This window comes from Paenibacillus sp. D2_2 (assembly GCF_031199965.1).
In the GTDB taxonomy this organism is placed as follows: Bacteria; Bacillota; Bacilli; order Paenibacillales; family Paenibacillaceae; genus Fontibacillus.
In genome coordinates, this window is the sequence record NZ_CP133605.1 from 2960996 (window position 1) to 2973360 (window position 12365).

At 45.0% G+C, this 12365-nt stretch carries 9 protein-coding genes and 2 pseudogenes; 4 read left to right on the forward strand and 7 right to left on the reverse strand.

The genetic code is table 11. The features are described 5' to 3' along the window. Positions 1-323: 323 nt before the first annotated feature. The 3 genes and pseudogenes from hemG to RE628_RS15060 all read right to left on the reverse strand — a co-directional run bounded on the left by hemG (position 324) and on the right by RE628_RS15060 (position 3788). Positions 324-1709: a protoporphyrinogen oxidase gene (gene hemG, locus RE628_RS15050; protein WP_309153862.1), complete on the reverse strand. Its 1386-nt coding sequence runs from the start codon at positions 1707-1709 to the stop codon at positions 324-326. A gap of 76 nt (positions 1710-1785) precedes the next feature. Beyond that, positions 1786-2551 (reverse strand): annotated as a pseudogene (locus RE628_RS15055) (MerR family transcriptional regulator). Between the two features lie 139 nt (positions 2552-2690). Then, positions 2691-3788 (reverse strand): hypothetical protein, encoded by a 1098-nt coding sequence (locus RE628_RS15060; protein WP_309153863.1) that lies wholly within the window; start codon positions 3786-3788, stop codon positions 2691-2693. A 168-nt stretch (positions 3789-3956) separates the two neighbouring features. On the opposite strand from RE628_RS15060, the gene RE628_RS15065 reads away from it, so the two are divergent. The 3 genes from RE628_RS15065 (at position 3957) to RE628_RS15075 (ending at position 7751) form a co-directional block, all read left to right on the forward strand. Next, positions 3957-4295, forward strand: a complete 339-nt coding sequence (locus RE628_RS15065) for a helix-turn-helix domain-containing protein (RefSeq protein ID WP_309153864.1) — start codon at positions 3957-3959, stop codon at positions 4293-4295. A gap of 145 nt (positions 4296-4440) precedes the next feature. Next, entirely contained in the window at positions 4441-4851 is a 411-nt protein-coding gene (locus RE628_RS15070) for an SWIM zinc finger family protein (RefSeq protein ID WP_309153865.1), read from the forward strand. Beyond that, complete coding sequence (locus RE628_RS15075; RefSeq protein ID WP_309153866.1) at positions 4851-7751, forward strand: DEAD/DEAH box helicase; 2901 nt, start codon at positions 4851-4853, stop codon at positions 7749-7751. The genes RE628_RS15070 and RE628_RS15075 overlap by 1 nt, the downstream gene beginning before the upstream one ends. 490 nt (positions 7752-8241) lie before the next feature. Here the strand turns inward: RE628_RS15075 and RE628_RS15080 are convergent, their stop codons facing one another. Both RE628_RS15080 and RE628_RS15085 read right to left on the reverse strand, forming a co-directional pair. Beyond that, positions 8242-8688: a discoidin domain-containing protein gene (locus RE628_RS15080; RefSeq protein WP_309159475.1), complete on the reverse strand. Its 447-nt coding sequence runs from the start codon at positions 8686-8688 to the stop codon at positions 8242-8244. Next, positions 8665-9891 (reverse strand): annotated as a pseudogene (locus tag RE628_RS15085) (glycosyl hydrolase family 8); the annotation flags it as partial. The pseudogene RE628_RS15085 and the gene RE628_RS15080, both read right to left, overlap by 24 nt. A gap of 373 nt (positions 9892-10264) precedes the next feature. On the opposite strand from RE628_RS15085, the gene RE628_RS15090 reads away from it, so the two are divergent. After that, positions 10265-10438: a hypothetical protein gene (locus RE628_RS15090; RefSeq protein WP_309153867.1), complete on the forward strand. Its 174-nt coding sequence runs from the start codon at positions 10265-10267 to the stop codon at positions 10436-10438. Positions 10439-10587: 149 nt separating this feature from the next. Here the strand turns inward: RE628_RS15090 and RE628_RS15095 are convergent, their stop codons facing one another. Together RE628_RS15095 and RE628_RS15100 are read right to left on the reverse strand one after the other, a co-directional pair. Beyond that, the gene (locus RE628_RS15095) at positions 10588-11133 is read right to left on the reverse strand and encodes a superoxide dismutase family protein (protein ID WP_375142917.1); all 546 of its coding nucleotides are present in this window, start codon (positions 11131-11133) and stop codon (positions 10588-10590) included. Positions 11134-11259: 126 nt separating this feature from the next. Further along, complete coding sequence (locus RE628_RS15100) at positions 11260-12006, reverse strand: sugar phosphate isomerase/epimerase family protein (RefSeq protein WP_309153868.1); 747 nt, start codon at positions 12004-12006, stop codon at positions 11260-11262. Positions 12007-12365 lie beyond the last annotated feature (359 nt).

Below are 12365 nucleotides of genomic sequence, written 5' to 3' on the forward strand. Positions count from 1 at the left end.
GAATCTTGAATTCACCCGGGCCTTCCAGTGCTCACGTACAAACTACGTACGCTCCGCTCCTCACGCCCTAGCTTCATCCAACCTTCTCGGTGCTGAAAACCGGCCTTTTTGAACTTGAGTAAATTACATCATTGTCCTCTTTCTCGGATAACGGCCGAACCCCGGTAACGGTTATCCCGTTACAGCTCGCAAGTCAGGAAGTACTCCTTCGCCGGAAGAATCCTCTCAGCCTGTGGGATTCTCTCTGCACCGCGAACTTTGGAATACCGGTCTTGGTCATTGCTTTTTTGAAACTTTATCATGCACAGGTGGGATAGTCAATACTATAGAAGTTCAGCCACGCGAGCTGCGGTCGCTTCACCGTTGGCGATGCAGTCCGGGATACCTACGCCGTAATATGAGCAACCGGCCAGGAACAGACCCGGATACTGCTGCGCGACCTTACGCTCCAGTGATTGGACAACCTCATGATGCCGCAAATGATAGTTAGGCATAGAGTCCGTCCACCGCGTAATTGCATAGGTTGTCGGCTGCGGAAGCTCGCCTATACTCTGCTGCAGATCAGACATCGCTTCCTGCAACATATCTTCCTCAGATAGGCCTTGAAGTCGTTCATAATTCGGACCTGAGCTTTTATAGAATAGGCGCACCAGTAATTGATGATTCTTCGATGTATGAGTCCATTTACGACTAGTCCATGTAGAAGCCTGGCACTTCAATCCACTGCTATCGGCAACGATGAATCCCGTTCCATTCTCCGGAAGCAATTCATCACTTACGTCAAAGCCCATATATACACTGATCAAGGAACTTCCGACCAATTCTGCAAAGTCTTCGTTCAGACTCTCATCGGTAAGCATCGACTGAGCCGCTTGATGTGGCACACTCAGAACAACACTGTCCGCCAACAAGCTACGGCCATCCTCCAAATCTATCGAATACTGCTCATTGTCTCGTATTACACGGCTCACTTTGCTGCCTTTCATCCACACGATCTCTGACAGCACCTGCTCCATCCGCTCAATAATCGCTGAAGTACCACCTGCAAAGGAAAGAAATTTCTTCTCCCCTTGCGATTTAAAGGTCTGGCGATTTTCTGCAAGTCCCTTCATAATACTGCCGTACTGATTCTTATAATCCAATAAATATGGCAGCGTGGAAGCAATTGTTAATTCATTTAGCTTACCGGAGTAGACACCTGATAATACCGGAGCAATTTGCTTCTCAACGATCTCTTTGCCAAGAAAAGCTTCTAGGAACAGTCCGATCGAATCGTTCATCGTGAACGTCTCATTCGTTGTGTAGAAGTCCTTCAGCGCCTCCACCTTGCCCTCTGCCGAGACAAGCTCGCTCTCAGCCAATGCCTGAAGACTCAGCGGGATGCCGAATACCGCGTCCTCGGGTATTAACTTCAGCTTACCGTCCGTATGAAGATAGGATTTGCCAGTAGCGTTATAGACGACCTCATCTCGTAGTCCAAGCTCATCGATCAGTGGGTCAACGTTCCGTTTACGGGCAACGAGAGAGTCGGCTCCAACTTCCATAATAAATCCATCCTGCTTCACAGAATGGATTTTTCCACCTAACCGCTCATCCGCTTCAATTAGTACTATTGTTGCATCAAGATTCCGTTCCTGAATGATCTTATGCAAATAATAAGCCGTGGACAAACCTGTAATTCCTCCACCAATTACTGCAACCTTCTTCAATCTATCCCACCTCGATCAAGGGTATATTCACTCCCCCCATCATAACCTACTTGTCTTAAGGCGGACAATATTGATACTACAAAGTTCCTTTAATATACACATCAATAGCATCTCGTAGAAATTGGGCCAGTCCATGCTGATGCTTGTCATAATACTCACGAAACCTCTCGTCCTCTACATACATTTGCGCTAAGCCCGCATGAGCTTCCTTATTGTAGCTGTTCCAATAATAAGTCAGCCACTCTCTATGCAATCCAGCAGCATGCTGAGCCTGTTCTCCTGCCGGATCTCCTGTCTTATACGCCTCCAGCAAAGCCGCAATGACTTCGTCGGCCAGTGCTGTCACACGCTCATATTGCTCAACTGTCATATTTCGGAGCTTCCCGTTTGATTTATCGATTGTATCAGCGCCATATTTCTCTCGAATCTCAGTCCCATATTTCTGCTCATTCTTAGCGATTAACTGTTCTTTGAAGCCAGTAAATTTCTCTGTATCAGTCATCGTTATTCTCCCTTCTGCTTCGGTTATCGTATGATCTACATTCGCAATTAGCAGATCAAGCTGCCGCTTGCGGTCAAGGAGCTGTTTGCGATGCTGCTTCAGCGCAGCGATCCGATCAAAGGACGGGGCCGTAATCACCTCTTTGATGTGATCCAGTGCAAATCCAAGCTCGCGAAAAAACAATATTTGCTGCAACTGGTTGAGCTCGGCTGCCCCGTAAATCCGATATCCTGATGAGTTGGTTCTTGCCAGGCTTAAGAATTCCAATCTCATCATAATAGCGTAGTGTCCTTGTACTGATCCCCGCTAGCTGACCCAACTTTTGAATGGTGTATTCCATCAGCTTCCCTCCTGACAAATTCACTCTACACCTTAACGTAACGTGAAGGTCAACACCTATTTTATTATTCCTATATAAGTTATCTTGTTAATTGGCCTCGATTGGATTTCAAATCAGAAGCGGGCTTGATGAGCATCTTCTATAAGAGCATTTGCTTCCAGGGGAAGCGTAGCGTAGCTTCCTTCGTCCTCTCCTGACATTGCTTAATAATCTCCACACTAATTATATCTGGGATATGCTGGCGATGCTTCTCGAACATTGTGAGACTGGCCAATAATCGATGCTGATTCTTGAGGTATAAGCTTATTTTAATACTGCGAAGTAATTGACTTGCTCCCCGCATCAGCTCTCCTCTATCAAGCCAATATACAGCACTTTGATAGTACATTCGGCTATATTGATCACGCTCTCTAATCTGATTTTCGCCACATATCATGAATGCGGGGGTTTCAGTAAAGTGGTGCAGCATCTCTTCTAAGTTGTGATCGAGGGAGAACCCGTATTTATTAGCAGCAATTAATGAACCGATTAAGCCTTCTAATCTTAAATGCGGGTATTCTTCTATGAGGGAGGCAAGCTGCGGAAGTCGGTTCAACTCGCAGGTCTTCAGCTCTAGCGCCAACAATCTTCCCTTAACTAACAACGAGAGACACTCTGCTTCCAGTATGTCTTCTGGTAGGGCATCATAGATTAGCGGTAAATGGAAGCCGTCTTCTAGACATTCCCTTGCCTCGGAGTACGCCATTTCAGACTCATATGCTTCTGACATCATTAATAGTCCTTGTCCATAATACGCCACTATAGAGCGTCTAAAGGGAGGCCTGTTTCGAAATTTGTTATCATTCTGTTTCTTGAAAAATAGCTCAACCTGCTTCATCATTTCAGCAGCATATTGCCGCACCTCATCCCAACGATCAAGCACAGCATAGGCGCGCGCAAGCAGATAGAGCCCTTCCAACGTATGCTCATAAGGCAGACGATAACGAAAAGGAATGAACCTGAGCATTTCCTCCGTATTACCAGGCTTTGTCTCGCTAGTCATGTAAAATATCCGGAAATAGCATATGACGATCTCATCCGTCACTGTCCTCTCGTCATTCAGCTTCACAATTTTCTCATATAATTCGGATGCAGGCTGCCACTTGCCGCGAGCGAACAAGGATTCTGCTTCTTCGAACAGCTCCTTATGTGTCACAGCCAGTTCCTGCTTTTGCGAGACTCTGTGATCAGTCGTCATTGAATGATCTCCCTCGAATTGGCAAACATAAATTCAATATTTTAGGAAATATAAATATATAAAATACATTTACCTTTATATTACCAATATTAACTTATAAGTTCAATTAAACTTTATATGCATGTTATAGATTAACTTAGGTTGCTACAATTCATGTAGGTGATGAGCATGAGCTTTGATTATTCCCTGATTGGCAGGCGCATCAAGCAAGCCCGGGAAGAACATGGGATTACACAAGAAATACTGGCTGAGAAGCTGGACGTCTCCAACGCATACATAAGCAAGATTGAGCGTGGTAAGACACCGATTAATCTGGACAGGCTTTCACAGATATGCGTAGTACTTGAGGAATCACCAGAATATATTCTGAGCGGTACCAATAAGCTGTCCAATGACTATTTGCGCAATGAAATTATTGAGATGCTGGAAGAATGTCCACCGGAGAAGATCAAATTAATTATGCAAGTAATAAAACCAATTATTGAATTCAATTCGCCAAAAGGCTGACACCCGAATCGTGGTGCCGGCCTTGCTTTATTTTGTAGGGGAACTTGTTTATCATTAATAGAGGTTAACTGGACTTTTTGAACACGTATTAATAGATGAGTATCTAGCTACGTTGATAATTAGTGTAAGAAGATGAGGTAATGCGATGCGACATTTATTAACTCAGAGCGCGATACATATGTTCTGCGGCAAAGCGGCTTATGAGACAGGACGGGCTTACTATGAGGCCGGCAAGGTGAACTACACAAGGCAGAATACGGACCAACAAATTTATAAGGCTATTGTATCGGGAACAGATGAATATGAAGTGAATTTGACGATCTATTCGGACGGCGCATTAACAACGGATTGTACTTGTCCGGCTTTTGCTGCGAGTGGTAATTACTGCCCACATATCGCGGCGGTGATGATAGGCGTGTATGAATTACAGAATCATCCCAAACCATCGGCTGCACATGTTATGGAACGTAAAGAGACCATTGTAAATCAAGCGGCCAAGCTGGAGCGGGACTTACCCCCTGCCCCTATCGCAGCTCGACCCAGGAAACGCGGCTGATGCGTGATATTATGGGACTGTTCGGTATGAGCAAGCCCCGTCTGACACGGACTGGATCATATTTCGATGCAAGAGAGCGAATTGAAGCTGAATTTATACTGAGGCTCGACTCCTACGGATATGAGAAGCAAATATTCTCGATCGAGATGAAGCTGGGGACAAAGCGTCTATATATTGTGAAAAATATTAAGCAGTTTCTGGAACAAGTCGATCTCGGCGGAAAATATACATTCACGCCCAATTTCACCTATGATCCGCAGTTCCACAGCTTCCCTGCTGAACTGTCCGCGATTGTACAGAAGCTAATCGACATTCATCGGAACGAGCATTTAATTCGTGAGACGGCAGATCATTATAACATTCGTTCCGGCTATCCCGAAGAACGGAGCCTAGTGATACCACCTTATGCCTGGGCAGAGCTGCTAGCACTGTTACGCTCCTCCCCTTCTGTTAAGCTAGAGGCCAATGGGGTATTGTACAAAGGATTCTTCGAATCAAGCAGACCGCTGCCGATCCAATATGCTATCCGCCATTCCGATGAGGATGATTCCTATTCTTTCGAGGTCGAAGGTTTGGATGAGATCACCATTCTCGATTCCTATAATATGGCATTAATCTATAACGAGCTGATCACTCTCGATCCGCAACAATGCCTACAGCTCCATGAACTTAAGAAGCTGCTAAAGGTTTATCGCAAAGCTAAAGTCGGCGTTGGCACAGAGCAGATGGCTCTGTTCATAGAGAAGGCCCTGCCTGGGTTAATGAAACTAGGTGAAGTGAAGATCGATGATTCGATCACAGACCGGATCGTGCGCAAGCCACTACAGGCCAGATTATATCTGGATCGCTTGAAGAACCGCTTGCTTGCTGGACTGGAGTTTCAATACGGAGATGTAGTCATTAACCCGCTTGAGGATAAGGATCTACAACGTGGATCCGACCACATCCTCATTCGTGATGAAGACCAGGAGCAGCAAATCCTTGAGTTGATGGATGATAGCTCATTCGTGCGAACAGAGAGCGGCTTCTTCCTGGAGGATGAGACGGCAGAATTTGATTTTCTCTATCATATTGTACCGAGACTGGAGCAATTCGTTAATATATTTGCCACGACGGCTGTAAAAGTAAGGATAGAGCGGCCTTCTACACCGCCTAGAATCTCAGCTATTTGGGATGAACGTACGGATTGGCTCGAATTCAAATTCGAATTGAATGGTGTTGCTGAGAAAGAAGTACGCGAGCTCATCGAGGCGATCCAAGTCAAACGTAAATATTACAAACTGCCAAACGGTTCTTTAATGCCATTATCAGACGAGAAATTCAAGAAAATGATTCAGTTCGTTCAGGATTCAGGCAAGCTTCAGTTCAATGAAAATGGTGATGGCATACGTGTTCCGTTAGCCAGTTCATTCCATCTCCTGGATGAGCAACGGTATACGGAGCTGTTAAAGCCGGAGAAGTCACTACGCCGTCTTCTGTCGAATCTGAAGAATCCCGACAATATGGAGTTCGTACTGCCAACAAGCCTTGCTCCTGTTCTACGTGATTATCAGGTTTATGGGTATCAGTGGCTGAAGACGCTGGCCATGTATCACTTTGGCGGCATTCTCGCCGATGATATGGGACTGGGCAAGACGCTGCAGAGTATCACTTTCCTCGTCTCTGTATTACCGGAAATTCGCGAGCATAAGCTACCGGCGATTATTGTAGCACCTGCTTCCCTCGTCTACAACTGGCGAAATGAACTGCGAAAATTCGCTCCAGAGATACGGAGTCTGATCGTTGATGGCAGTAAGAGCGAGCGGGTTCGTCAGCTGCAGGAGCAAGACGGATTCGATATTATTATTACCTCTTATCCGCTGCTACGTCGAGATATTGAGCAGTATACCGAACAAGCTTATCATACATTGATTCTGGATGAGGCGCAGAACTTTAAGAATCATACTACACAGACGGCTCATGCCGTCAAGGCGCTCCAAGCCAAGTATAAGTTCGCGCTGACCGGAACACCAATAGAAAATTCGCTAGAGGAGTTATGGTCGATCTTTGATGCGGTCTTCCCTGCCCTATTCAGAGATAGACAGACATTCAACGATCTGTCGCGGGAGAACATCGCCAATCGGATCAAGCCATTCCTATTGCGCCGCTTGAAGACGGATGTTCTGAGTGAATTGCCGGAGAAAATTGAATCGGTGCAAACTTCTGAGCTGCTGTCCGATCAGAAGAATCTGTATGCGGCCTATCTCGCCCAGCTTCAGCAAGAGACACTGAAGCATCTTAACGAGGACAGCTTCCAGCAAAATAAGATCCGCATTCTGGCCGGCCTCACTCGTCTACGTCAATTATGCTGCCACCCTTCCCTATTTATTGAAGACTATAAGGGCAGATCGGCCAAGTTTGATCAGCTCTTCGACATTATTGACGAATGCCTCAGCTCTGGGAAGCGAATGTTAATCTTCTCGCAGTTTACCCAAATGCTAAATCTAATCGGACGTGAACTCGGGTATAGTGGTATACCTTATTTCTACTTAGATGGAACGACACCTTCTTCTGAGCGGATTGATCTATGCGACAGGTTCAATGAAGGTGAGCATGATATCTTCTTGATCTCACTGAAGGCTGGTGGTACCGGGCTTAACTTGACCGGAGCAGATACGGTCATTCTGTACGATTTATGGTGGAATCCAGCCGTTGAGCAACAGGCTGCGGACCGTGCCCATCGCATCGGGCAGACGAAGGTAGTACAGATCATCCGTCTCTTGACCGAAGGAACGGTTGAGGAGAAAATGTATGAGCTACAACAGAAGAAAAAGGATCTGATCGACGAGATCATCCAACCCGGACAACAATCGATCTCTAGTATGACGGAGCAAGAGATCCGGGAGATACTAATGATCTGACGAAGATTTGAGAAGAGCAAGCTTGGTTAATACCAGGCTTGCTCTTGTTTTTGTAAAGGAACTGCAAGCGAATTTATCCCATCTATCTATTTGCTTCTGTCAATTAGTTTACATAACACTCTTTATGTCAATCATTTCGAGTTTAGCTAACCATATTTTTCATTGTGGGGACACTCTAATTTTAGTTTATGACATAAATTATTAATCATATGAACATTAGTTCCTCGACTTTCTTTATAAACTGTACTTCGATCAGTATGGTCAGAGGAAAGCCTTATTATAGGCCTCCCCTTCAGTTTAATAGACCATTTTCACAATGTTATCGCATATAATTAACACGATTAATTATATGCGAACCTACTTCTAATAAGTAAATTTTTAAAATTACTTAATATTGGTTTACATAACTTATAATATGTTAACCAACTATTCATTCCTTCGTTCTTATTCTTTAAATTCTCTACAGACAATAATTGTACAGAACGTTACTTTAGTTCGGCGGATATACTTCAAACTCATACAGCGAGTAGCCGTATAGGGTTCCCATTTCTGTTCCATACATTTTTACATATTTAGCTTGCACATTGTTCAGAGGAATGTCCTGTACTCCCCCGCTTCCGTTGGATTCCGTGTAAACATCATTCCAAACCGATCCGTCATTGGAAACTTGGATTTTAAATTTGACCGCATATGCATCTTCCCAATGAAGTCTTACACTGCCGATCTTCTTAACCGTTCCGAGATCTACATATATCCACTGTGGCTCACTACCTTCACTACTATTACTAGCCCATCTAGACTGTAAATTGCCGTCAAAGGCCCGCTCCGCTTCAAAGTTAATTCCACCGAAAGAACTTGCTACTGCTGGTGCATTAACCGCCAGATTGGATAGTGACGTCTGCTCGACCGAAGTGGGCTTCCACCAGTTCCCAGAGATGTACAGCATATTGAGAAGATTATAGCTATCGCTGAGGTAATCCTCCCTCTTGTTCTTCATCCAATCCCAGCCGGCATTGACCCAGGCTTGGTTGCTGCTGTCAGCCGTACCCGCTGAGATGAACGGAGATACGAATACCGCTGTCGCATGATCCCCTTCTTCTGTTCCGTTTAGCGTATAGCTATTTTTAATATTCGAAGGAGTGTTATTCGTCTTCCCTTTGATCCAACTTGTCAACTTATCAGAGATCGCTTTGCTACGCGGGTCCCCATACATCGCATAATCCATGACGAATCTAAGCGGGACACGGCTGGCGTTATAATAATAAATGCTCGTCTTTTTGGATTTATCGAGATACCCATCAGGTGCAGGTTTAGGCGGGTTATTGATTACAAAATCTGAGATCAGACCTGTTGTAGGAGAGTAAGTATTACTAAAATCACTGTATATAGCATAGAGGTTATCGAGCAATTGAATCCATATCGGATCCTCAGTTACTTCATAGAAAGCCCTTAGATGGCTGAGCATCCATGAGGAAGGCCTTGTATTGAGACCGTTCTTAGTATCCGAATCACCCAGATTCAGTCGGTTGTTCGTCGTTACATTACTAGCCTTAATGCCATTCGATATCATTTGCTTCGCTTCTTGTAAATAGTTGATCGAGCCAGCTGATCCCCACTGATTATGGGCAAGAATTAATGAATATGCGATATCGAGATCCCCTTCGGTAACTGATTCGAAATGTCCTTGAGCCTTCTTGTCATCCGCGACAACCCTCCCCATAAGATTAGGGTTTATCGCACTCTTGTACGCTCGGGCCGTCTTGAACAATCCATTATAGATCGTCTGCGCATCCGGATCATGTCCAGCCATAAGCACCGTAATGATCATTCCGTATCCTTGTCCCTCCGAAGAACCCAAGGCAGTGAAGCCATCCTGACTCCCAGTTATGTCACCCTTGACATAATAACCACCAGGTAACGAGCTGAGGTCATGCTTCAAGTACTTCCCTTTCCAATAATCATAGTACTGGGCGACAGATTGATTCATCGCATTCTGGGTGATGTGGGTTGGTTTGATAATACCTGGATAACTTACCTGTTGTGGAAAAGACTTCTTTTCTCCCGAGGCATAGCTGTTCTGCGGAAGCGCGATTGATCCCGCCCCGGCTAATAAGACTGCAATGACCAGACTGACAAACATCTTGTACCTTTTGCTCTGTTTTGGATTGGACACTGTAGTCGAAGTAGCTGTTGCAGCAGATCGTGGGTGAACATTGAACTTTGTCCGCATTTTAACCCTTGTCCTTGTCTGAAGCATCGCATTTCCTCCTTTAGAGTTTGTTCTAAAAGATCGCTTCTGATCACCAAATGAATCAGGCATCCTCTTTAGGAACTCCCACTTTAAGTGTGATTCATGTGCCGCTTGTGCTGAATGAACTACAACGTTGGAAGATGTGCCAGGTCTGAATCAAGGATGTCTTATGCTTGTATAATATTACATTTATTGAAAATAATAAACTGGATTCGAACAAACAAATTCAATGCATTTTGAATGTACAGGAGGAACCAAGCCTATGAGTAACAATCAAGATCATTCTCAGGATGAAGCGAAGCTCCGGAATAAAATGGACTCTGCCGGAGATTCATTAATGGAAAAAACGAAAATGGAACAAGGCGTAGATATCGAGCCTGAAGCCGATGAATGGGTGGCGAAGCCGGCTGCTTTTAGCGATACGGACGAGGAATAATCGAAAGTTTACATGGAATCCGCTACAGCGAAGGAGCTGGGCGGATTTTCTCTTTCCTGGCAGCTGGCAGCCATACAGTCTTAAGCTGTTCTGTCGTCAAAAAAGAAGCAACCAAACCATAGGTTCAGCTGCTTCGTATGTGACTGATCTTACCGCGTTATATCAATAACAGCGCAGGCAATGCGCGCCCCGGAATTTCCTGACGGATCGGTGACGTAGTCATCGGCTTTTTCATGAATCATAAGAGAAGTTCCGCCTGGCTTCAACAAAGAATTCGGGGAGCCCTTCTTGAGTGTTACCATCTTGCTCTCCAAATCGGTGTTGACCGTTCCATCGGCTTTGACCGAAAGGTTCAGCAGATCACCTGCATGGAACCCTTTCGGATTTTTGAATCCATGCTGTTTGCCCTGTGGGTTGAAGTGAGCCCCAGCGGTTTTAAAGTCAGGCGGTTCGCATTTTCCAGTCTCATGAAAATGAATACCATGCTCTCCCGGAGGCAGGTTCTTCGCTTCAATATGGATCTGAACGACGTCCGCTTTTTGCGTCAACACGGCCGTGCCCACCTCTGCTCCCTTGGAATCGATGATCACCGTCTTTATTTGCAGTTCCTCTGACTTAGCAAAAGCAGGATTCATAGGTGCAGCTCCAAATAATAGGGTGGCAAGGATACTTAGGCAGATAGCTTGTTTTTTCATTGTGCAGATTGTCCTCCTGTAGATGTTTTCGCTTCCTTCCACAGGATGTCCCATTTGCATAGAAAAGATAACATTTTGGCAAGCACTCTCTGTGTATTACCTTCGGCTTACCAGATAATTCGTTTATTATAATATTTGTCGCAAATAGTTGAGACTGGTCTTGATCGATTCCAGCTGTGGAATCTCGTACTCCTCCTGCTCCACGGTATACCATTCCACTCCACTACGCTTACCTACAGCCGTTATAGTCTTGAAGTCAAGAATGCCCGAGCCGATCTCCGTATTTCGCTGATCCTGCTTGTCTTTCATATCTTTGATATGAAGAATACGACAACGGTCTGCAAAAGACTCTATCCATTCTGCTGCACTGAACCCGGCATACTCAGCCCAGTATGTATCCAGTTCGAAGAACATATGCTCAGGCGAAGTATGTTGGGCCAACAGCTCCATTCCCGTTAAGCCGTCATGCTTCTGGAATTCGATGCCGTGATTGTGATAACCGAAGCGTAGCCCCTGCTCTTTGCAGCGCTCACCAATCCGATCGAAAATCTCCGCGGTCCGCTTATAGCTGTCAGCATTCTCACGCAACTCTTCAGGAAGCCCTGGACAAATAATATATGGACTGCCGATAGCTAGCGAATAATCGATCATCTCTTCAATCCGTTCGGTGAGATCTGGCATACCGATATGACTCCCGGCAGCACGTAGTCCGTATTCGTCTAGGGACTTCCTAAGCTGCAACGCCGGAGTACCGAAATATCCAGCGAACTCAACACCGTCATAACCGATCTCCGCAACTTTTTTTAGTGTACCTAGAAAATCCTCGCTCGTTAGTTCTTTGATAGAATAAAGCTGCAGCGCTATGTTTTCCATATGATGATGCCTCCTTCTATATAATGGGGTAAGGTAAAGATACCAAAATCAAAGCGTAATAATACAATGAAACTACTTAAATATATCAAATATTTGATGCCATTGTTACTAAAATGAAAACCGAACCATCGTGCGGGATTTTACGAAACTAGGTATCGTTATTCGACTCAAATTGCTCTGTTTAGACCAAATTTTTGACCAAATAGCGATCTGTAGTTTCGTTAGATTTTTTTACGCACTAGTATAGTACAAATAGCGTGTCCCAGTTTCGTTAGTTTGGCTGGCGCCGGGAGGGAGCACACTACTGAGTCATCGCTACTATCCATTGCTACTGAGTACCATTAATGGCTCATTTCGGC

What these genes read in the sequence shown, in the direction of transcription:
- RE628_RS15100 (WP_309153868.1), bottom strand. Translation starts at nt 12,006, where the DNA reads ATGGAAAACATAGCGCTGCAGCTTTATTCTATCAAAGAACTAACGAGC.
- RE628_RS15070 (WP_309153865.1), top strand. Translation starts at nt 4,441, where the DNA reads ATGCGACATTTATTAACTCAGAGCGCGATACATATGTTCTGCGGCAAA.
- RE628_RS15090 (WP_309153867.1), top strand. Translation starts at nt 10,265, where the DNA reads ATGAGTAACAATCAAGATCATTCTCAGGATGAAGCGAAGCTCCGGAAT.
- RE628_RS15075 (WP_309153866.1), top strand. Translation starts at nt 4,851, where the DNA reads ATGCGTGATATTATGGGACTGTTCGGTATGAGCAAGCCCCGTCTGACA.
- RE628_RS15060 (WP_309153863.1), bottom strand. Translation starts at nt 3,788, where the DNA reads ATGACGACTGATCACAGAGTCTCGCAAAAGCAGGAACTGGCTGTGACA.
- RE628_RS15095 (WP_375142917.1), bottom strand. Translation starts at nt 11,133, where the DNA reads ATGAAAAAACAAGCTATCTGCCTAAGTATCCTTGCCACCCTATTATTT.
- RE628_RS15065 (WP_309153864.1), top strand. Translation starts at nt 3,957, where the DNA reads ATGAGCTTTGATTATTCCCTGATTGGCAGGCGCATCAAGCAAGCCCGG.